This window comes from Vibrio sp. SCSIO 43136 (assembly GCF_023716565.1).
Taxonomy (GTDB): Bacteria; Pseudomonadota; Gammaproteobacteria; order Enterobacterales; family Vibrionaceae; genus Vibrio.
Genome location: NZ_CP071848.1, coordinates 1322740 through 1344590, shown reverse-complemented (window position 1 = coordinate 1344590; position 21851 = coordinate 1322740). Strand labels below are relative to the sequence as shown.

The following is a 21851-nucleotide window of genomic DNA, read 5'->3' as shown; positions in this document are numbered from 1 at the left end:
TGTCTTTGCAAGCAATCCAATAACTCTATTACTCAAAGACTTTTACCAAATATGGCTCAAGCGACTCTTTGTGTTCGATATATGCTGAGTAATAAGTATGAGTACCAAAGTCAGTCGTATGAAGATACCACTTTGCGGCATTAATTTTCATCAGTAGACGTAACAGAGACTGAGCTTTAATACTGATAAAGAGCATCGCCCCTCCAGCTAGCACAGGTGCAATCCAACCCCACTCGTGATCGAAGCTTATGACGAACCCATTTACCGACCAAGCCAACAAGCCCAGCGTGATAACTAGTTTCGGCAACAAGAGCTTGATAAAAGCACCCCGCAGTTCTCGTTCGCTTTTAAAATGCAGGTTAAACAAAGCTTGGGCTACTTCGTTCACCGGTATGCCATTAATATTCACGCTCCAGCGCGTATCCGAGGTCTCCACCAAAACAGCATCACTTTTTCTCCAAGCTTCTACGCGCATGGATACCACAAAAGCGTACGCCAAATTAATTAGCAAAAGATACATGAGCATAGACGGCGCATCGACTACCGTTGCTGCGCAAGCAAACAAGACAACTAGGGTTCTAGAAATTGAATAAAATGCATAGCCACGGTAATTCATCTATATTCCTTAACTTATTATTGGTCCTTTTAAGTCTAAGTATTAAAACACTATCTAGACTCTTCCATTTGTTATGGCTGATTCATGATATAGCGAAAGCAAACAGTGCTCTACGAGGTAAAAATAAAAGTTCAATAATGGGGAGCAGTTGTTTCTACCAATAAAAACAATTACTCAGCAGTAAATGAGATAGAGCCGTATAAAGCTTCAGCATAGCTGCTGCTATCGTCAGTATCTGTCATTATGGCGATGACATCTATGTACTGGTAACTGTCTAAATTTTCTTTTTCGCTGCCTTTGTCGCCAAATAATCGAATCAAATCTTGGTAGACATTTCTTTTCTCGGAATACCAGCTATCTAGCGACGAAGTGGCGTCGCGCAATGCAAACATTTTGACTTGGGAGCCAACATAAGGGTTATTCCAGTGCTCACCCTTAGAATTAGAACTGGACCACACATAATTCAATGCCTTAGAGCTCAATGAGAACATGCCACTTTCTATGACGACGTACACGCGAGCTGCAAAGTCATCGCCTTTTTTTGATTGTTCAGGCAAAGCAATTAATGGTTTGGTAACTTTCCAGCGCCAATTCATGAAGGGGGTTTTGTAAATATCAATTCGCTTTTTCAGCACCAACCCAGAAGCCGCATTGCGACTTTTCGCTTCAACTACATCGCCAGTCGGATGGAGTTGGTATTTGGTTTCACCAGAAAAGGATTTTGCTTCCCACTGTTGAAACTCTTGTTGGTTAAACTTGGCTAACTCGATTTTCACAGATGAGTAAGAACAAAAACTCACTAAAATGAGCAAAAAAAGTTTGTTTTGCATCTGCCTCTTCCCCCCAGTTACTCAACGCACATCACTACGAATCAACGACCATTTTCCAAAAAGGACACACACCAATCCCGCTAGAAATCTAACCAAGCACTTTCCAACGAAAATAAGGGCGTTGACCATCCATTCTTTCGATGTCAGCACCAAGCCTTCTGTAAAAGTCATGGGCCATTATGTTATACGGGCTTGCCGTCCAAGAGATATGGGAAGCTGACGATTTTCTGGCTTCGGTTTTTAAAGCCTCCATAAGCTCTGCGCCATACCCTTTAGAGCGGTGATCTCCAAGGACTAACAGATCATCGAGCCAAATTGATGGCTCACCACTAAACGAAGAGTAACGATAGTGAAAAAGCGCGAAACCAAGTGCATCTCCATTTAGCTCTAGCAGCAAAGCATGAGCGTAAGGTTGCTCTCCAAACAAAGTACGTTCAATTTTATCGACTGTCGTTGAGACTTGGCCGTCGAACCCTTTCATGCTTCTGTCAAAATCGGCTTTCAGCCGTATGAGTTCCAGTAGCTGGTGGGAATCTTGTTTGGACGCTTTTCTTATGTTCATTGTTACCCTCTCTTTGTATTGGCGAAAGACAAGGAATCATTCAGCTCCCTACTTTCCTCACGAATACATTATGCTGCGCTTTTTTCTTGATTAGCATTTGAACTAGATAAAACAAACAAAGCACCGCCCAAAATGATGGCAACGTCAGCGATATTAAAGACGCCTGTTCTTAACGGCCCCAGCCCCATGTTCAAAAAATCGATGACCGCACCGTTGTTGATGACGCGGTCATAAAGATTACTTGCGCCGCCAGAAAGCAGTAAGGTAAGAGCAATGGTGTTAGCCATGCTCAAACCTTTCGAGAAAAGGACATACACAAGTAACACGGTTAAAAATAGACTCACTGCCACAACAAAAAGACCAAAACGATGATCACTGGGTAATGAGCTGCCCAAGCCTAAAAATGCACCGGTATTTTCGGTGTAACCGATGCGAAAGAGATCATGAAGGTAACTGTCCATCTGAAACTTGGGTAAATAGTTCGATGCGAGCACCTTGGTCCCCTGATCACATCCAACGCATAACAAGGAGATGGATACTACCATCAGCAATTTGTTCCAAAATTTCATACCTTTGCCCACACCATATCATTCAAACAACATCCTACTTTTCCTAACAACAAACATATCAAACCCCACACATAGGCGTACAGTGCTCGCACGATACAATGAGACGCATTCCTGAGAAAGCAATAAAAAACTACCCCCTCCAAATTAGGGCACACACAAATTAATTGGGACACACACCAAAGCTTCCTCACACAAATTAATTGGGACACACACCAAAGCTTCCTAACCGAAGCTTCCTTTATATAGCTAAGCTTTGTTCCGAGAGGCACTTGAAAGGCAATTATATTCAACTAGGTTTTGACCCCGCCTCAATTAGGTTTTATGGTCATCTACAACACAAGCACTGCGCTCATACAATCCAAATAGCTGACTAATCTCGTTATGTTCGACTCAATATCTAAATTTATTAATCCTGACAAAAACCCGGACCTCTCTTCAGCGCAAGACTACCAAAACCGTCATCTTCCTACTCTTTGGCTGTTGGGGAAAACTGGGGCTGGCAAGTCTTCACTTATTCAAGCTGTGACCAACCACAATGAAGTAGAGGTTGGTGATGGGTTTGCACCGTGCACAATGACCTCTTTCGCTTATGATTTCCCACAAGAGCACCCTGTGCTTCGTTTTCTCGATACTCGTGGGCTTGGTGAAGCCAACTATGATCCTAGTGAAGACATAGCTGCCTGCTCTGAACAGGGCCATGTCTTATTAATAATCGCTAAGGCCGATGAACAAGAACAAAGCTCGGTTATCGAAGCCTTGAGACTGATTCGAAAGCAGAAGAAAGTTAAGCAAGTACTACTTATACATACTGCGATAAATACAGTTGCAACTCAGGATCGGCAACGCAAGATTCAACATAACCAAGAGCAGTTCGAACAAGCCTGGGGAGAGTGTATAAAGTCAATCGAAGTAGACTTCGACTGCGATAATCAAAGCTTCTTCCATAAAGAAGAACTCATTGAAGAGCTTGCGGAAATGCTACCAATCGTCGGGCGAACATTGCTTGAAAAGGACTATGCAAATCAAGAAGAATACAACTTCAATCTATTAGAGAATGAAATTTTATGGTACTCCGGAACGGCGAGTGCTTCCGACTTTATCCCCGTGGTGGGGTTAGTTTCAGTTCCCGCTGTACAAGCCAAGATGTTGCATAGCTTGGCAGCTCAGTATGGCGTTGAATGGAACAAGCATACATTTAGCGAGCTGATTGCCACCTTGGGGACAAGTTTTGGTATTCAATACGGAGTAAAACTTGGTGCAAGACAACTGGTCAAACTGCTCCCTGTTTATGGGCAAACTGTCGGTGCTGTAGCAGCGGCGGCTATTAGCTTCGCTACCACTTATGGACTAGGACGTGCAGCCTGTTATTACTTCTACAAAAAAAGTATTGGAGAGCAGATCAGTAACGAGGAAGCCCAGCAGCTATATCGTTCGGCATTCAAAACTGGCAAGAAGGTGGCAGATAATGAGTAGACTCAAACACGGAGCAAAAAGCATCAATCACTTTGCTGGTGGTATGGTGGCATTTTCCTTAGTCGGCCTATTATTGCCACTGATTGTACTATCAGGCTTTGGGCTATATGCCGTTGTCACACACGGCTATGCGGTGCATTTTGCGATCTTCTTACTGGCATCTAGCCTGATGGTGATGATCCCACGCGGATTGTGGCTACGTTCTCAGCGTAAGAATCGTGTACCTGAAGAGACGAATGAAGAGGTTTTTGTCGAAGCCTCCTCCGATTGGTCGGAGACAGAACTAGAGCTCTGGTCACAAGCCAATACATCAATCAAAAACAAACTCGACCTCGATAATGACTGGAGCGCATTGAAAAAGCATGGCCTCGAGATTGCTGCCGAAATGTCTCAAGCGTATGGCAAAAAAGAGTTGGATTTTACGCTCCCTGAAGGGTTGCAACTACTTGAGGAGATAAGCCGCCGCTATCGAAAGATACTACACACCCACGTACCAGGTATTGATTTAGTCAAAGTTTCCCAACTGAAATGGGTATACGACAAAAATGATAAGTATGGTGAACAGGCGGGTAACGCCATTAAATACGGAATGCATGTTTGGCGCTTTGCTCGTGCAGCCAACCCAGCAGCGGCAGTAGCATCTGAGCTGCGCAGCCAGTTATTCGGCGCACTTAAAGACAAAGCCTCAAAGAACCTGCAACACAATATTAAACGAGCATTCTTGCAAGAAATTGCGAAACTGAGTCTAGAGCTTTATAGCGGTCGGTTTACTATTGAATCCAGTGACATCCAAACAAGCAAAGCAACTCTAGCTGATAAAGCCCGGAAAGCCATCCCACTTGAGCCCGTGCGTATCACAGTAGTTGGTCAAATGAATGCTGGTAAATCCTCTTTGGTCAATGCACTACTTAAAGAGGTGAATGCAGAAGTCGATGCCCTACCCGCCACCGATGATATCCGTAGCTACCAATGCCACTTTGACGGGGAAGAACAGCTCAATATCATCGACATGCCAGGCCTTGATGGTAATCTTAAAATGACGCAAAGCATGCTTGAACAAATCACTCATTCTGATTTGGTGTTATGGGTACTTAAAGCAAACCAGTCTGCTCGGCAGTTAGATGTTGAGCTTAGAGAGCAAATTGATGCCTATTACCAAGAAAAGAAGCACCAATCTCATAAACGAGCCAAAGTGATTGGGGTGTTAAACCATATCGATGGCCTTAAGCCAAGTAATGAGTGGGCACCACCTTATGATTTGACTGACCAAGCTCAACCGAAAGTAAAAACCATCAACGCCGCCATGGAATATAACCAGTCATTACTCTCGTTTGCCAGTATCTACCCTTTGGCACTACCGAGTGATAAGCCTCAATTTGGATTAGATGCCCTAGAACAAGAGATCCAAGAACAATGCGATCATGCGAAAGCGGTACAACTTAATCGTCGACGAAATGAGCACAAAGGGGCCGCTGGTATCAAGCAACAAAGTCAGCGATTATTCAAAGGCGCTGCTGAGATTGTGAAAAATGCGGTAAAGAGTAATTAAAGTCGAGCAGCCATGGGGTTGTCTGCACCAATCACTAGAAAAGCCGCCAACACTACTTGTGTTTACATGGAGATACCTAAGACAATAGCGGCGCAATTTAAACTAGGCAAAAAATTATGAAAATATTAGTCCGCAATCTAGCTCGAACCACCACCGAACACCAAGTTCGAGTGCTTTTCTCTGAACACGGCAGAGTAACGCAATGTGACTTGGTTCTAGATCAGGAAACAGGACAATCTAAAGGTTTCGCTTTCGTCAACATGCCTAATGAAGAAGAAGCGAAAACGGCGATCAAGACTTTGAACCTTACTATGCTAGACAAGAGCAAAATTCGCATTAAATTCTCTCAGCACTAAACTAAACGTTTGAAAAGGGAGCTCAGAAATGGGCTCCCTTTCTCGTTTTCATTTCGGTACTACAGACAAAACCACTTTAAAGCAATAAATTGCTAGCCAGGCGGTTTTCCACACTCCTGACTCTTCCCCATCATGAAAAATTCTCAATGTACTTTTTCAACGACTCTGTCGGCACAAATAGCGGGCTGACGGGAAGATCAAGGTTCAACCGCTCGATCTCCAATGCCGAAGCTCCGTAAATCTCCTCAAATTCACTCCAACTAACCTTGTGGACCTTTTCCACAAGTCGAAAATCAAGTAATAGCTGGGAATACGCTTCAGGACTATACCCCTCAATCTCAGCAATAAAATGTTGTGCAGCGAAAACTTGCTGTTCTGCTAACAGTAAATAGAACCTAGCAATGTCTTCCACATGAATATACTGGTTAAACCCTAGAGATGGTGTTGCCACTTGTATCGTTTGGTCTGTTAGAGATTCTATCGTTCGCTTCAACTGACAGTTTTCACCTCCATACACCAAGCTAGGGCAATAAACGACATGCCAGTTCTTGTGAATAGCGTAGGCTATTGTATCTACATCCAATTTAACGACTTCTAACGGTTTCAACCTAAACACTTTTAAGTCATGGGTAGAAGCGTTTCCGAACAACCAAATCCCTGACGTATGGATTTTGACCGCTCCTTTGGCAGCATAGCTATCTAATTGCTCTAGTAGTTTGTATTCAATGTCAGCAATTTCGTCGGGCGAAAATTCAGACCAATGCGGACGAGCACAGTTTATGACGATATCAAAGTAACCTAGGAAATCTGAATCAACTTTTTTCGATGAGCCATCAAGGTGCTGGATACCGCTATGTCTATTGTAAACCGATACGTCAAAGCCCCCACCAACGAATACCTTAGTAACGTGGCGGCCAATGTATCCATTGGCCCCTGCAATTAGTACTTTCATTTATTCCTAAAAATTTGAATTAAGCATGTTCGATACGATTAACAGGCCTCAAATAGCGATGACAGGATCAATCCCTGCAATCAATGAATCTTGACACAAGATAGTCAATCAGGCGCTTATTCACTTCGAGGCAGTTCAAAAATAGAGAAAACTTTGTAGGACACACACCAAAAGTATGAATTAAGACTGAATTCACTCAAATAGGAATTTTGCTCCCGTTCTTTACCACTCTATGTCGCTACAGTTAGTCTAAACAGCAAACCTTAATAGACTTATGACTACTGCAAGAAAACAGCTCGTAGCTATAGACGCCACACCTTACTATCATTGTGTATCTCGCTGCGTGAGGCGCAGCTTCCTATGTGGGATTGATAGCGTAACTAACACTAGCTATGAACATCGACGAGCTTGGGTTGAAGCAAAAATTCTGTCACTTACACACATGTACTGCATTGATGTCTGTGCTTATGCAGTGATGAGTAACCACTTTCATGTTGTACTCCACATCGATCGTAGTAAAGCACTAGCATTGACTCACGAAGAGATTGTTGAGCGATGGGGAATGGAGCACAAGCTACCTGCTTTGGTTCAGAAATGGCAGCAAGGGCAACTCGTCTGCCAAGTGGAAGCTCAAAAATGTTCTGAGATAATTGAGGTATGGCGAGAGCGTTTATGGTCACTGAGCTGGTTTATGAAGGAGCTAAACTATGATATCGCCTGCAAGGCCAACCGAGAGGACAAATGCACTGGTCATTTTTGGGAAAGCCGCTTTAAAAGTCAGGCTTTACTAGATGAAAAGGCTCTAGCCGCAGCAATGGCTTACGTCGATTTAAACCCTGTCAGGGCTGGTGTAGCTCAAACCCCTGAAGACTCTGCTTTTACTTCGATAAAAGGCCGTATAGAAGCTCTCAACCGGAACCAAGCGACCGCACCTTGTTTACATCCATTCGTTGGTTCTTCCAGCAACGAAAACCTTGATGGTATTCCATTACGGCTAATTGATTATATCGAACTCGTTGATTGGACGGCCCGCCAGTTTAGAGAAGACAAATATGTTATGGATAGTAACTTCCCACCTATATTAGATAGGCTACAAATCGACTCAACAGCATGGTTGAAAGCGTGTACTCAGCTAGAGAAACCGCATGCGACTGCTGTAGGGAGTGCGACCCATATCGAGTATGCAAAAGCGGCTCTCAACAAGTCTAAAATTCACCTGTATTCACTCGAATAAAGTTTGCTAGAACGTCAATTTTAGTTATGCCAGTTGATTCTGGCTGTTTGTGGTGTTTGATGTACCAGGTTGTCACCATCGGGAGGCATCGTTAACTGCCTGATGGGCTATGTCTCTTAATTACCTCACTGTTACCGGAACAAAAACTATCCTTCTTGGTGAGATTTTGTTTTTGGAGATTTTGGTGCCTGATTTTGGTGATTTTGGGGTGATTTTGGTGCCTGTCCTTTATTATTCCTCTAGCTATGAACATCGACGAGCTTGGGTTGAAGCAAAAATTCTGTCACTTACACACATGTACTGCATTGATGTCTGTGCTTATGCAGTGATGAGTAACCACTTTCATGTTGTACTCCACATCGATCGTAGTAAAGCACTAGCATTGACTCACGAAGAGATTGTTGAGCGATGGGGAATGGAGCACAAGCTACCTGCTTTGGTTCAGAAATGGCAGCAAGGGCAACTCGTCTGCCAAGTGGAAGCACAAAAATGTTCTGAGATAATTGAGGTATGGCGAGAGCGTTTATGGTCACTGAGTTGGTTTATGAAGGAGCTAAACTATGACATCGCCTGCAAAGCGAATCGAGAGGACAATTGCACTGGCCATTTTTGGGAAAGCCGCTTTAAAAGTCAGGCTCTACTAGATGAAAAGGCGCTCGCTGCTGCGATGGCTTACGTCGATTTAAACCCCGTCAGGGCTGGTGTAGCTCAAACCCCTGAAGACTCTGCTTTTACTTCGATAAAAGGCCGTATAGAAGCTCTCAACCGGAACCAAGCGACCGCACCTTGTTTACATCCATTCGTTGGTTCTTCCAGCAACGAAAACCTTGATGGTATTCCATTACGGCTAATTGATTATATCGAACTCGTTGATTGGACGGCCCGCCAGTTTAGAGAAGACAAATATGTTATGGATAGTAACTTCCCACCTATATTAGATAGGCTACAAATCGACTCAACAGCATGGTTGAAAGCATGTACTCAGCTAGAGAAACCGCATGCGACTGCTGTAGGGAGTGCGATCCATATCGAATATGCAAAAGCGGCTCTCAACAAGTCTAAAATTCACCTGTATTCACTCGAATAAAGTTTGCTAGAACGTCAATTTTAGTTATGCCAGTTGATTCTGGCTGATTGTGGTGTTTGATGTACCAGGTTGTCACCATCGGGAGGCATCGTTAACTGCCAGATGGGCTATGTCTCTTAATTACCTCACTGTTACCGGAACAAAAACTATCCTTTTTGGTGAGATTTTGTTTTTGGAGATTTTGGTGCCTGTCCTTTATTATTCTGATTAAATGTCACTACCCAAGTTATTGAGTTTTGGTGTGTGTCCTTAAATAGTTTACCAATCACTAGAAAAGCAGCCATCACTACTTGGTTTACATGGAGATACCTGAGACAATAGCGGCGCAATTTAAACTAGGCAAAAAATTATGAAAATATTAGTCCGCAATCTAGCCCGAACCACTACCGAACACCAAGTTCGACTGCTTTTCTCTGAACACGGCAGAGTAACGCAATGTGACTTGGTTCTAGATCAGGAAACAGGACAATCTAAAGGCTTCGCTTTTGTCGACATGCCTAATGAGGAAGAAGCGAAAGCGGCGATCAAGAGTTTGAACCTTACTATGCTAGACAAGAGCAAAATTCGCGTAAAATTCTCTCAGCACTAAACGTTTGAAAAGGGAGCTCGGAAATGGGCTCCCTTTTTCGTTTCAGTACTACAGGCAAACCACTTTATAGCAATAAATTGCTAGCTAGACGGTTTTCCACACTCCTGACTCTTCCCCATCATGAAAAATTCTCAATGTACTTTTTCAACGACTCTGTCGGCACAAATAGCGGGCTGACGGGAAGCTCAAGATTCAACCGCTCGATCTCCAATGCCGAAGCTCCGTAAATCTCCTCAAATTCACTCCAGTTAACCTTGTGAACCTTTTTCACTACTCGAAAATCCAGTAATAGCTGGGAAAACGCTTCAGGACTATACCCCTCAATCTCAGCAATAAAATGTTGTACAGCGAAAACTTGCTGTTCGGCTAACAGTAAATAGAACCTAGCAATGTCTTCAACATGGATATACTGGTTATACCCTAGAGACGGTGTTGCAACTTGCATCATTTGGTCCGCTAAAGATTGTATTGCTCGCTTCAACTGACAGTTTTCACCACCGTATACTAAACTCGGGCAGTAAACGACATGCCATTTCTTCTGAACAGCATAGGCTATCGTATCAACGTCCAATTTAACGACTTCTAACGGCTTCAACCTAAACGCTTTTAAATCTTGGGTAGAGGCGTTTCCAAACAACCAAATCCCTGAGGTGTGTATTTTGACGGATCCTTTGGCTGCATAGCTGTCTAACTGCTCAAGCAGTTTGCATTCAATATCAGCAATTTCATCTGGCGAAAACTCAGACCAATGTGGACGAGCACAGTTTATGACGATATCAAAGTAGCCTAGAAAATCTGAATCGACTTTTTTCGGTGAGCCATCAGGATGCTGGATACCGTCACTTCTATTGTAAACCGATACGTCTAAGCCACCGTCAACGAATACCTTAGTAACGTGGCGGCCAATGTATCCACTTGCCCCTGCGATAAGTACTTTCATTTATTCCTAAAATTTGAATTAAGCATGTTCGATACGATTAACAGGCCTCAAATAGCGATGACAGAATCAATCCCTGCAATCAATGAGTCTTGACACAAGATAGTCAATCAGGCGCTTATTCACTTCGAGGCGGTTCAAAAATAGGAAAAAACTTTGTAGAAACTTTGTGGGACACACACCAAAAGTATGAATTAAGACTGAATTCACTCAAATAGGAATTTTGCTCCCATTCTTTACCACTCTATGTCGCTACAGTTAGCCTAAACAGCAAACCTTAATAGACTTATGACTACTGCAAGAAAACGGCTCGTAGCTATAGACGCCACACCATACTATCATTGTGTATCTCGTTGCGTGAGGCGCAGCTTCCTATGTGGGATTGATAGCGTAACTAACACTAGCTATGAACATCGACGAGCTTGGGTTGAAGCAAAAATTCTGTCACTTACACACATGTATTGCATTGATGTTTGTGCTTATGCAGTGATGAGTAACCACTTTCACGTTGTGCTCCACATAGATCGCCGTAAAGCACTAGCATTGACTCAGAAAGAAATTGTTGAGCGATGGGGAATGGAGCACAAGCTACCTGCCTTAATCCAGAAATGGCAGCAAGGGCAACTCGTCTGCCAAATGGAAGCACAAAAATGTTCTGAGATAATTGAGGTATGGCGAGAGCGTTTATGGTCACTGAGCTGGTTTATGAAGGAGCTAAACTATGATATCGCCTGCAAGGCCAACCGAGAGGACAAATGCACTGGTCATTTTTGGGAAAGCCGCTTTAAAAGTCAGGCTCTACTAGATGAAAAGGCTCTAGCCGCAGCAATGGCTTACGTCGATTTAAACCCTGTCAGGGCTGGTGTAGCTCAAACCCCTGAAGACTCTGCTTTTACTTCGATAAAAGCCCGTATCGAAGCTCTGAACCGGAACCAAGCGACCGCACCTTGTTTACATCCATTCGTTGGTTCTTCCAGCAACGCAAACCTTGATGGTATTCCATTACGGCTAATTGATTATATCGAACTCGTTGATTGGACAGCACGCCGATTTAGAGAAAATAAATATGCGATGGATAGTGATTTGCCCTCTATATTGGATAGGCTACAAATCGACCCAACAGAATGGTTGAAAGCTTGTACTCAGCTAGAGAAACCGCATGCGACTGCTGTGGGTAGTGCGAGCCATATCGAATATGCAAAAGCGGCTCTCAACAAGTCTAAAATTCACCTGTATTCACTCGAATAAAGTTTGCTAGAACGTCAATTTTAGTTATGCCAGTTGATTCTGGCTGTTTGTGGTGTTTGATGTACCAGGTTGTCACCATCGGGAGGCATCGTTAACTGCCTGATGGGCTATGTCTCTTAATTACCTCACTGTTACCGGAACAAAAACTATCCTTCTTGGTGAGATTTTGTTTTTGGAGATTTTGGTGCCTGATTTTGGTGATTTTGGTGCCTGTCCTTTATTATTCTTTTATTATTCCCAATAGAGGTTCTCCTTCGACCTCAACACCGATTAAATGTCACCTCCCAAATTATTGAGTTTTGGTGTGTGTCCTTAAATAGCTAGTTTTGTAAGTTAGAATCTATAGAGTGATAGTTATCTACCATCCCGTTATGCAACAGGTCTAATTTCTGGTCTTGAGCACATGCTTGTATTGAGAAAAAAATCGACAACACAAAAATCATAAAAATTTTCATTGCTGTTCCTCTAAGCAATTAGATATGTTTATCGTGATGTTTTATTCTTTCATACAGGACACACACCAAAAGTATGAATAAAGGCTGATTTCATTCAAACAGGAATTTTGCTCCCGTTCTTTACCACTCTATGTCGCTACAGTTAGCCTAAACAGCAAACCTTAATAGGCTTATGACTACTGCAAGAAAACAGCTCGTGGCTGTAGATGCCACACCTTACTATCATTGTGTGTCTCGCTGCGTTAGACGTGGCTTCCTATGTGGGATTGATAGCGTAACTAACACTAGTTATGAACATCGACGAGCTTGGGTTGAAGCAAAAATTCTGTCACTTACACACATGTATTGCATTGATGTTTGTGCTTATGCAGTGATGAGTAACCACTTTCACGTTGTGCTCCACATAGATCGCCGTAAAGCACTGGCATTGACTCAGAAAGAAATTGTTGAGCGATGGGGAATGGAGCACAAGCTACCTGCCTTAATCCAGAAATGGCAGCAAGGGCAACTCGTCTGCCAAATGGAAGCACAAAAATGTTCTGAGATAATTGAGGTATGGCGAGAACGTTTATGGTCACTGAGTTGGTTTATGAAGGAGTTAAACCAAGACATCGCCTGCAAAGCGAATCGAGAGGACAATTGCACTGGCCATTTTTGGGAAAGCCGCTTTAAAAGTCAGGCTCTACTAGATGAAAAGGCTCTCGCTGCTGCGATGGCTTACGTAGATTTAAACCCCGTCAGGGCTGGTGTAGCTCAAACCCCTGAAGACTCAGCTTTTACTTCGATAAAAGTCCGTATCGAAGCTCTGAACCGGAACCAAGCGACCGCACCTTTTTTACATCCATTCGTTGGTTCTTCCAGCAACGAAAACCTTGATGGTATTCCATTGCGGCTAATTGATTATATCGAACTCGTTGATTGGACGGCTCGCCAGTTTAGAGAAGGCAAATATTCAATGGATTGTGGCTTCCCCTCTATATTGGATAGGCTACAAATCGATTCAACAGCATGGTTGAAAGCGTGTACTCAGCTAGAGAAACCGCATGCGACTGCTGTGGGGAGTGCGAGCCATATCGAGTATGCAAAAGCGGCTCTCAACAAGTCTAAGATTCACCTGTATTCACTCGAATAAAGTTTGCTAGAACGTCAATTTTAGTTATGCCAGTTGATTCTGGCTATTTGTGGTGTTTGATGTACTTGGTTGCCACCATCGGTAGGCATAGTTAACTTCCCGATGGGCTATGCCTCTTAATTCCCTCACTGTTACTGGAACAAAAAACTATCCTTCTTGGTGAGATTTTTTTTTGGTGATTTTGGTGATTTTGGTGCCTGTCCTTTATTAAACCCAATGAACTTTCGGTCGAAACTCATCATACCTAACAGCTGCCTCGGAAATACTAAAATATGCCATTTATTCTCCATGTAAACTGACGTTTTATCTACAGCTTCACACCTTAAGCCTACCAAACCATTGGCAAACTTCCTACACCTTAGAAGTAATACTGGACATATACCGAAAACTTTAAGTAACTTTAAGTGTGTGTCCTTTATTAAGAATATGCGATAAGAAATTTAAATTAGCGATTAATTCGAAGGTGAACTAAGGTCCACTTTAAAATCTCCTTCGATCCATGGTCTCGACGCTACATTATAGATGCCTGGCTTAACGTCTCGTATCCAGTCTCCATTAGGTTGTACTTCTAGGTAATCCCTAAAGTCATCACTTTGTCTGCTAGAGAAATACCACACATAAAAGCGAGTGCTGTCTCTAGCATCTACTTGAACAATACCCCCTACTTGAGACTCGATCTTACCATTTTTTCTATATACGAAGCCTTTAGGTGCTTGAAAGAAAACACGCCCAGATGAACTAGCAATCGGATTGTAAGTACCCTGAGGTATTTGAGCGGTGAAATGGGTGGATGCAAGCCCTCGATTGACACTAACAGAGTAATCTTTGTGCAGTATCAGTTGGTCAGCATTGGTCGTAGATAGATCTGCGTAAAAATCATTTTGTAATTCTAGTGCATCATTCATCCCAACACAGCCCACTAGGCTCATCGATATCAATACCATTGCTATTCTAAGTATTAATTTTTGCAAACCATCTCCTTGGAAAATATTCCATATATTATGAACTTGAACCTAACTAGATTCACTGGCTATATCTAATTTAGCGATGAGTGCGTTTTGCACACCTTTCCACTCCCCATCTTCACTACTTTCTTCCCACAGCTCTAGGAGTTCAGAGTCAGAAGAAATTTTACGGACGGCATCCAATGCCAACTTGGCATGTTCTGAAGTTATTTTAGGCGTACTCCCAAATAGCCAGCCTTGTTTACGATTGAGCCAATCTCTTGCCTCTTCCGGTATCAAGGAATAATCACGGGTGAAACTTGCGGCGATTACTTCAGATGCAGCCAAGGCCTCGCAGCAAGTATCTGCTTCCACGTACTCGCTGTTATTCAAAACAGCAAGAATAGGCGACAGTAAGAAATCTAACCCTTTAGACTTTTCCAACTCCCATACCCAGTCACTAGCAATGTCATTTCCAAAGTTACCTTGACTCCATGCTCCCATAATAGAGGTCCTCCTTCGACCTCAACACCGATTGACTGTCACCACCCAAGTTATCGAGTTTTAGTGAGTGTCCTTAAATAGTTTAAATAGTCTTTTACCCACACGGTTCCGACAGCCCAGAACTCCACGCTTCCATCACATTTCCTGGATTTTCTATTTTGTAGCAAGCTATCAAACTTGAAGGTGATTTTATGCCTATCACTACACCTTTTCCCTCGATTTTCCCGAAGCTATCTCGATAAATCGATAACGCAGGTTGAATTATGTTTTTCCAGTAAACATCGACCAGTTCGCTTTCACTCGTATATTTAAGGTTTTTGGATAATTTGCTAGCACAAAACAAGGTATAAAATGTTATACCTCCTGATGACATAACCGATGGTTCTATGGAGCAAGTGAGGAGATTACTTGCATCTACTGAAGTTAAAAAAGGCTTCAACTCATCTCTAGCGGCGCTAAGCTCTAGTTGAATATACGTTAAAGGTAGCAGTGTCGTGACAACTAAGAGCAACCCCATACGAAGCTTATTACCAGAGTAATTTTTAAACGCATGGTAATAAGTGAAAGGAAATAGGAAAAGACCTAAAAATCCCAACCATAGCTTTTGCTTAAACATGTCAACAACGACTGTAAAATACAAAACTATCCCTAGAAAAAGTAGTAATATGATCAAAGTTAACATAGTTGCGAATTATTTCCTTGTTATTAAATAACATCTGACCTACTGCTTGACACTATAGGCCTTCTTAACCAATTGCATACTATCCCATATCCTAAGTAACCATTACTATTATCCTCAAACAAATCAGTCAGATAGTGATCCACCACTCATTCGAAATATCCTAATACGTGCTTCGTCGCCTCCCACTGGCTAAGCTGATAAAAGCCCCCACATAAAAGCAGCACCCATTCCCACCCCCATAAAAAAACACACCGATCTCTCGGTGTGTTTTCAAACATCTAATATCCCAACTTACAATTACCTACCGATATCCACGCTCAGTACGCATCCCCATCAACAAGCTCACACACATCAATAGAAGAATAAACGTGAATGGCAGTGCCGTTGAAATCGCACCTGCTTGCAGCGCTTGTATCGATTGAGTACCACCAATCCAAAGTAGCGCCGCGGCAATTGCACCTTCCATGAATGCCCAGAACACGCGTTGAACCACAGGGGCATCGACTTTACCACCAGCGGTAATGCTATCGATAACCAATGAACCTGAATCTGACGAGGTGATGAAGAACACCAGTACCAGCAAGATAGCAATCAAAGACAACACAGTGCCAAACGGCAGTGCATCGAACATCTCGAACATAGCCAGTGGTACTTCACGTAGACCGTTTGCACCAAGTACGCCGATGTCATTAACAACCTGATCAATCGCAATGCCACCAAAAACAGACATCCACAAAATAGTTACTGTCGTTGGTACAAGAAGAACAGCTACGATAAATTCACGAACAGTACGGCCTTTAGATACACGAGCGATGAACATGCCAACAAATGGTGACCATGATATCCACCAAGCCCAGTAGAACACAGTCCAGCCTTGGAACCATGCTTCATCGTTACGGCCGTGTGGGTTACTTAGTGGGATGATGTTTTCAATGTATGCCATCAAAGTGGTTGGGATAGAACCGAACGCAACGGCGGCGCTCACCAATGCCACAAAAATAAGCAGCATGAAGGCTAGAATCATGTTGATGTTAGAAATAACTTTCACACCACCATCAATGCCACGCAGTACCGATACTACCGCCAATAGAGTTACCAAGAAGATAACCACAATTTGCAGCCACATACCGCCATCGATACCAAACACGTGGTTGATACCACTTGCCGCTTGCTGTGCACCTAGACCCAAAGATGTTGCAAGGCCAAACAGCGTTGCAAGTACCGCTAGAATATCAACGATATGACCCGCCCAGCCCCACGCTCGGTCGCCTAGGATTGGATAGAAAATCGAACGAATAGATAGCGGCATTCCCTTGTTATAGGTGAAAAATGCCAATGAAAGTGCAACAACACCATAGATCGCCCAAGGGTGAAGACCCCAGTGGAACATGGTAGCACCCATAGCTAAGCGAGCAGCTTCTGGTGTATTAGCTTCAACGCCGAGTGGTGTTTCATACCAGCCTGTAAAGTATGCCACTGGTTCAGCAACACTCCAAAACATCAAGCCAATGCCCATACCAGCGGCAAACAACATGGCCAGCCAAGATAGGAAGCTGTAATCGGCTGTTGCTTCATTACCACCTAGACGGATCTTACCGTAAGGCGAAACGATTAGAGCCAAGCAGAAGATAACAAAGATGTTACCTGCCCAAATAAACAGAGCATCAAACTGGGCGATGATCTTAAATTTAAGCCCATCGAGCGCTGCCTTTGCAGTCTCTGGTTCTACCAAAAAAGTAGCGATTAGAAACAGGATAATGAAGCCTGCACTAACGCCAAATACAGGGTTATGAACGTCAAAACCCCACTTCTGCACATTGTCCTGACCGACGGTATAGTCAGTGCTGTCAATGCTGTATTTATCGATCCCTTTAGTCATGTAACCTCTCATCTATGAGCTAAAGAGGTGAATTGGTATGGTCATTAATACTTAGTGAACATACTATTTCACCACCAAATTTCGTGCTCATGGTACACACTCCACATACTTACCTCTAGTGCAAAGTCGCTTTTTTGAGCGACATTGGGCACTTATACCGTCCGAGTGACTATAATTCACACTAGCGTCATAATTAATTTATTTAGAACACGAAGCATTTTGTCTTATTCAGTATGGTTGAATTCGACATAAATCATAAAATTTGTTTTGTTTTCTTCTCAAACTGGGTTAGCTTAGCCAGCCCAAAATCGCTTAAAGATGCTATGTATTTGTTATACCGCTCTCAACGACTTAGAGCAGGTATTAGTATGTTCAGGTAATTCAGATTGGAAAAGCACGAAGAAGTACTCATATCCCTCCGCCAGATCATTCGCGCCATTGATTTACACTCAAAGAAATTGAGTAAGGAATCAGGGCTAACCGGACCACAACTGATCCTGATGCGCTCCATTGAGCAGCTGGGTGAAGTAACGATTCGTAGCCTGGCGAATCACACCAATATGAGCCAAGCCACGGCGACAACGATATTGGACCGCCTGCAAAGAAATGGATATATCGAAAGGCAAAGAAGTGAAACTGACAAGCGCAAGGTGCACGCTTATCTTACGGATAAAGGCAAAGAAGTATTAGCTGAAGCTCCCCTGCCATTGCAAGAGAACTTCATTCGACAATATCAACAGCTTGAAGAGTGGGAACAAAGTTTGCTGCTCTCGTCGGTACAACGCATCTCCAGCATGATGAATGCTGAGAACATCGATGTAGTACCTATGCTGGAGATTGGTAGCTTAACCAAAGCAGAAGAATAAGCTAATCGCTTATCCCCTGCTCTAAGGCGTATTTCGCAAGTTCCGCCGTCGAATGAAGGTCGAGCTTGTGTTTAATGTTCTGACGATGAGTCTCTACCGTTCGATAGCTAATATCTAGCATCGTCGCAATTTTCTTGCTGCTACACCCTTGTGCCACCAGCTTGAGCACCGACTCTTCTCGCCTCGTCAAAGGATTACTGGTGGTTGGTGCTGGCGCAACCTGCTGAGTGAATAAGGTTTGGGTTACAGTTTCACAAAAGTAAGTTGCACCTTGGTTAACCGTTTTAATCGCCTGCACCATACGAGTGGCGCAAATATCTTTGAGCATGTAACCCACCGCCCCAACTTGCATCACCTTCATGATGTATTCACGGTTATCGTGCATGGTCAGCATAAGCACTTTAGTTTCGGGTGCGCTCTCTCGGATCAATCTGGTAGCATCGATGCCGTTCATCACTGGCATGCTGATATCCATCAGCACCACGTCAGGCTTTTGCAGTTTGACGATTTCACATGCTTCAACCCCGTTACTGGCAGTGCCAATAACATCAATGTCGGGCTCTAATGCCAAACGGGCAATAAATCCATCTAAGACCACTTGGTGATCATCTGCAATCACTACTTTGATGGTGTCACTCATCGTACATTCCCTCGTAAGTTGAGCAGCACGGCGATCTCAGTGCCAATACTTGGCTCACTGTGAATTTCAAATTCGCCGCCAATAAACTCCACTCGCTCTCTCATATTTCTCAGGCCAATGCCTTTCTTATTCTTAGCTGAATATAGTTGAAAACCTTGCCCATCGTCGCGAATTATCATCTGTAGGTGATCACCCATCTGCTGCAAGCGCAACTCAACCTTGGTTGCTTGAGCATGTTTTTCAATGTTGGTCAGCGACTCTTGGGCAACACGGTATAAAGTCGTCGCCACTTCGGTATGCAGTTTTCCTGCTTGGGTATCTAACGCTGTTTCAATTGCTATTTGAGTGTGGGATGCAAAGTCATTGAGCAAAATCGTTAGCGCCGATTCCAAACCGATATCATCCAGCACACTTGGGCGAAGGTTGTGTGAAATTCTTCGTACTTCATTGATAGCCGTTTGGATCGAATGGCGAGATTTCGCTAAGTGCTCTTGGTTTGGTGCTTCAACCCCAGCCATTCCCAACTCAAGATGACACTTACCTGAAACCAACAACTGATTTATCCCATCGTGCAGTTCACGAGCAAGATGCTTTTTCTCATCTTCTTGAAACATCACGGTTCGATGTGCAAGTTCTTTAAGGTTTTTGTCCGCCACCCGATGCTCATGCAAATTAACTGCGAGTGTCAGAACAATAATGACCGATACCGTGACACCCAAAATCACCACAATAGAAAACACTGTTGTGTTCACGTTGTGATTGATCTCCGCCTGCATCTTGGCGATTTCTTGACTGATGTCTTCTATGTAGACGCCTGTTCCAATCATCCATTGCCACTTGTCGAGCCATGCTGCGTAACTGAGCTTAGGGACGGTCTCTCCTGTGGAAGGTTTTTGCCATAGATATTGATGAAAACCACCCCCTTGCTGAGCGGCTTTTAGTAGCTCTTCGATAAGCCTATCACCGTTTCGGTCTTCAATATGCAGTAAGTTCTGCCCTACCAAATCGGGCAGTATTGGATGAACTAAGTTAGTCCCTTTATGATCGTAGGCAAAAAAGTACCCATCGCCATCAGTACCATAACGCAAAAGGTTTAAGATACTTTTCACCCTTTGCTTTGCCTCAGCCTCGGACAAAGTCGGGTCATTGTAGATATGTCCAATTGAGTCAAAAGCGATGTCAACGGTGTCACGTAGCGACTGCTCACGTGAGGACATTAAACTGGTGCGCAAGGTTTCCAACTCACGCTCACCGAGGGATTTTGCTTGATGCATAGATATCCATCCAATACTGGCGGTAACCAATACTAGAGGTAATAGAGTCAGCAAGATTAACTTGGCTTTTAACGGCATAATTTCCCTACAAAAACGGCCTAGCACTGCTCCTAGACCGTTTAACTTTATCAACTTTCATAACATGCTAGAAACCTAGCTGTCACATTATCGAAATCGATCACATTCCATACAATGAAGGGAACGCCAATAGTGAGCCAAGTACCGCTATCTGAATAAAGATAAATGGCATTACACCGCGGTAGATGTCTTGAGTCGTCACCCCTTTTGGCGCCACACCCTTTAGATAGAACAGGCTGAAACCAAATGGTGGGGTTAAGAACGAGGTTTGTAGGTTCATCGCAACCAAGATAGCAAACCAAGTCATGTTGATACCTAATATCTCTGCCACTGGTGCCAAAATTGGCACGATGATGAAACAGATCTCTACGAAATCAATGAAGAAACCAAGGATTAAAATCACTAGCATGGTGATCAGCAGGAAGCCCCATTTCTCACCTGGGATTTGTAACATCCACTCTTCAACTAAGTAATCACCACCGGTGTAGGTAAAGGCCATCGAGAATGCCGTTGCACCCAGCAAGATAGCAAACACCATTGCCGTTACTTTTACTGTTTCTTCTGCCGCTGCATAGATCATCTTCCAGCTAAACTGGCGGTATAAAAGTGCAAGTACAATAGCCCCTGCGCCGCCCAGAGCCGCAGACTCTGTTGGGGTTGCAACCCCTGCGAAAATAGAACCTAACACTACGATGATAAGTGCAAGTGGCGGGATCACAGCTTTCAATGCGTCTTTGATTTCTTGAGAACGGCTAATAGAGTCATCACGCTCCATCGCTTGCGCCGCTTCTGGGTGGCGGTAAGCGTAGTAAAGGATGTACAGGATGTACGCCGCTACCAGTGCTAAACCTGGGCCAATCGCCGCTTGGAATAAGTCACCCACTGGCACGCCCAATACATCCCCAAGCAGGATAAGTACAATCGACGGTGGAATGATCTGACCCAAAGTACCCGAGGCACAGATGGTGCCACAGGCGAGGCCTTTGTCGTAATTGTACTTGAGCATTACCGGCAGTGAGATAAGGCCCATTGCTACCACAGATGCGCCAACCACCCCTGTTGAAGCAGCAAGTAACGCTCCTACCAGCACAGTGGAGATTGCGATACCACCGCGAACCCCGCCAAATAGACGTCCCATGGATTCAAGCAGCTGCTCCGCAAGACGAGTTTTTTGCAAAACCAACCCCATGAAAACAAACAGTGGTACTGCCATCAACACGGTGTTTTCCATAATGGATTGGATTCGGTATGGCATGAAGGCGAAGATCTCAATCCCTTCTGCCCAAACACCAAATAGAAGTGCAACACCACCAAACGTAAATGCTACTGGAAAGCCGATTAACAGCGCCACCAGAGCAACAAAAAACATTACTATCCCTATCATGGTGTTGCTCC

General features: G+C 43.7%; 22 protein-coding genes. 9 read left to right on the top strand and 13 right to left on the bottom strand.

What is annotated here, in order from left to right; all coding sequences use genetic code 11:
• Positions 1-28: 28 nt before the first annotated feature.
• The 4 genes from J4N39_RS06315 to lspA form a co-directional block, all read right to left on the bottom strand.
• Positions 29-616 carry a hypothetical protein gene (locus tag J4N39_RS06315; RefSeq protein ID WP_252023173.1) on the bottom strand — a complete coding sequence of 196 codons (588 nt, stop codon included), beginning with the start codon at positions 614-616 and terminating at the stop codon, positions 29-31.
• Positions 617-786: 170 nt separating this feature from the next.
• Positions 787-1446 carry a DUF3047 domain-containing protein gene (locus tag J4N39_RS06310; protein WP_252023171.1) on the bottom strand — a complete coding sequence of 220 codons (660 nt, stop codon included), beginning with the start codon at positions 1444-1446 and terminating at the stop codon, positions 787-789.
• An 88-nt stretch (positions 1447-1534) separates the two neighbouring features.
• Positions 1535-2008 (bottom strand): GNAT family N-acetyltransferase, encoded by a 474-nt coding sequence (locus J4N39_RS06305; RefSeq protein WP_252023169.1) that lies wholly within the window; start codon positions 2006-2008, stop codon positions 1535-1537.
• A gap of 68 nt (positions 2009-2076) precedes the next feature.
• Entirely contained in the window at positions 2077-2577 is a 501-nt protein-coding gene (lspA, locus tag J4N39_RS06300) for a signal peptidase II (RefSeq protein WP_252023167.1), read from the bottom strand.
• 381 nt (positions 2578-2958) lie between these two features.
• Between lspA and J4N39_RS06295 the strand changes: the two genes are divergently transcribed.
• The 3 genes from J4N39_RS06295 to J4N39_RS06285 all read left to right on the top strand — a co-directional run bounded on the left by J4N39_RS06295 (position 2959) and on the right by J4N39_RS06285 (position 5955).
• Positions 2959-4050: a YcjF family protein gene (locus tag J4N39_RS06295; protein WP_252023165.1), complete on the top strand. Its 1092-nt coding sequence runs from the start codon at positions 2959-2961 to the stop codon at positions 4048-4050.
• Positions 4043-5599: a GTPase family protein gene (locus J4N39_RS06290; protein WP_252023163.1), complete on the top strand. Its 1557-nt coding sequence runs from the start codon at positions 4043-4045 to the stop codon at positions 5597-5599. Before J4N39_RS06295 ends, J4N39_RS06290 begins: the two co-directional genes overlap by 8 nt.
• A gap of 116 nt (positions 5600-5715) precedes the next feature.
• Positions 5716-5955: an RNA recognition motif domain-containing protein gene (locus tag J4N39_RS06285; protein ID WP_252023161.1), complete on the top strand. Its 240-nt coding sequence runs from the start codon at positions 5716-5718 to the stop codon at positions 5953-5955.
• 130 nt (positions 5956-6085) lie between these two features.
• Here J4N39_RS06285 and J4N39_RS06280 read toward each other — a convergent pair whose 3' ends face one another.
• Positions 6086-6907 carry an NAD-dependent epimerase/dehydratase family protein gene (locus tag J4N39_RS06280; RefSeq protein ID WP_252023159.1) on the bottom strand — a complete coding sequence of 274 codons (822 nt, stop codon included), beginning with the start codon at positions 6905-6907 and terminating at the stop codon, positions 6086-6088.
• A gap of 274 nt (positions 6908-7181) precedes the next feature.
• Here J4N39_RS06280 and J4N39_RS06275 point away from each other — a divergent pair, with 274 nt between their 5' ends.
• The 3 genes from J4N39_RS06275 to J4N39_RS06265 all read left to right on the top strand — a co-directional run bounded on the left by J4N39_RS06275 (position 7182) and on the right by J4N39_RS06265 (position 9817).
• Positions 7182-8141 (top strand): transposase, encoded by a 960-nt coding sequence (locus tag J4N39_RS06275; protein WP_252023157.1) that lies wholly within the window; start codon positions 7182-7184, stop codon positions 8139-8141.
• A gap of 109 nt (positions 8142-8250) precedes the next feature.
• Positions 8251-9228: a transposase gene (locus J4N39_RS06270; RefSeq protein ID WP_252023155.1), complete on the top strand. Its 978-nt coding sequence runs from the start codon at positions 8251-8253 to the stop codon at positions 9226-9228.
• Positions 9229-9577: 349 nt separating this feature from the next.
• Positions 9578-9817 carry an RNA recognition motif domain-containing protein gene (locus tag J4N39_RS06265; RefSeq protein ID WP_252023153.1) on the top strand — a complete coding sequence of 80 codons (240 nt, stop codon included), beginning with the start codon at positions 9578-9580 and terminating at the stop codon, positions 9815-9817.
• A 118-nt stretch (positions 9818-9935) separates the two neighbouring features.
• Here J4N39_RS06265 and J4N39_RS06260 read toward each other — a convergent pair whose 3' ends face one another.
• Positions 9936-10757: an NAD-dependent epimerase/dehydratase family protein gene (locus J4N39_RS06260; protein WP_252023151.1), complete on the bottom strand. Its 822-nt coding sequence runs from the start codon at positions 10755-10757 to the stop codon at positions 9936-9938.
• A 285-nt stretch (positions 10758-11042) separates the two neighbouring features.
• On the opposite strand from J4N39_RS06260, the gene J4N39_RS06255 reads away from it, so the two are divergent.
• Together J4N39_RS06255 and J4N39_RS06250 are read left to right on the top strand one after the other, a co-directional pair.
• Positions 11043-12002 carry a transposase gene (locus tag J4N39_RS06255; RefSeq protein ID WP_252023148.1) on the top strand — a complete coding sequence of 320 codons (960 nt, stop codon included), beginning with the start codon at positions 11043-11045 and terminating at the stop codon, positions 12000-12002.
• 627 nt (positions 12003-12629) lie between these two features.
• Complete coding sequence (locus J4N39_RS06250) at positions 12630-13589, top strand: transposase (RefSeq protein ID WP_252023146.1); 960 nt, start codon at positions 12630-12632, stop codon at positions 13587-13589.
• A 452-nt stretch (positions 13590-14041) separates the two neighbouring features.
• Here J4N39_RS06250 and J4N39_RS06245 read toward each other — a convergent pair whose 3' ends face one another.
• The 4 genes from J4N39_RS06245 to J4N39_RS06230 form a co-directional block, all read right to left on the bottom strand.
• The gene (locus tag J4N39_RS06245; protein WP_252023144.1) at positions 14042-14560 is read right to left on the bottom strand and encodes a hypothetical protein; all 519 of its coding nucleotides are present in this window, start codon (positions 14558-14560) and stop codon (positions 14042-14044) included.
• 42 nt (positions 14561-14602) lie between these two features.
• Positions 14603-15037: a DUF4259 domain-containing protein gene (locus J4N39_RS06240; protein ID WP_252023142.1), complete on the bottom strand. Its 435-nt coding sequence runs from the start codon at positions 15035-15037 to the stop codon at positions 14603-14605.
• A gap of 94 nt (positions 15038-15131) precedes the next feature.
• Positions 15132-15719 (bottom strand): hypothetical protein, encoded by a 588-nt coding sequence (locus J4N39_RS06235; protein WP_252023140.1) that lies wholly within the window; start codon positions 15717-15719, stop codon positions 15132-15134.
• Between the two features lie 301 nt (positions 15720-16020).
• Positions 16021-17598: a BCCT family transporter gene (locus J4N39_RS06230; RefSeq protein WP_252023138.1), complete on the bottom strand. Its 1578-nt coding sequence runs from the start codon at positions 17596-17598 to the stop codon at positions 16021-16023.
• Between the two features lie 386 nt (positions 17599-17984).
• On the opposite strand from J4N39_RS06230, the gene J4N39_RS06225 reads away from it, so the two are divergent.
• On the top strand, positions 17985-18464 hold the full coding sequence (locus J4N39_RS06225; RefSeq protein ID WP_252023136.1) for a MarR family winged helix-turn-helix transcriptional regulator: 480 nt from the start codon (positions 17985-17987) through the stop codon (positions 18462-18464).
• A 1-nt stretch (position 18465) separates the two neighbouring features.
• Here the strand turns inward: J4N39_RS06225 and J4N39_RS06220 are convergent, their stop codons facing one another.
• From J4N39_RS06220 to J4N39_RS06210, 3 genes are all read right to left on the bottom strand, one after another.
• Positions 18466-19104 carry a response regulator gene (locus J4N39_RS06220; protein WP_252023133.1) on the bottom strand — a complete coding sequence of 213 codons (639 nt, stop codon included), beginning with the start codon at positions 19102-19104 and terminating at the stop codon, positions 18466-18468.
• Positions 19101-20456 carry a cache domain-containing protein gene (locus J4N39_RS06215; RefSeq protein WP_252023131.1) on the bottom strand — a complete coding sequence of 452 codons (1356 nt, stop codon included), beginning with the start codon at positions 20454-20456 and terminating at the stop codon, positions 19101-19103. The genes J4N39_RS06220 and J4N39_RS06215 overlap by 4 nt, the downstream gene beginning before the upstream one ends.
• A gap of 100 nt (positions 20457-20556) precedes the next feature.
• A complete protein-coding gene (locus J4N39_RS06210) occupies positions 20557-21840 on the bottom strand; it encodes a TRAP transporter large permease (protein ID WP_252023129.1) in 1284 nt (427 codons plus the stop codon).
• Positions 21841-21851: the final 11 nt, after the last annotated feature.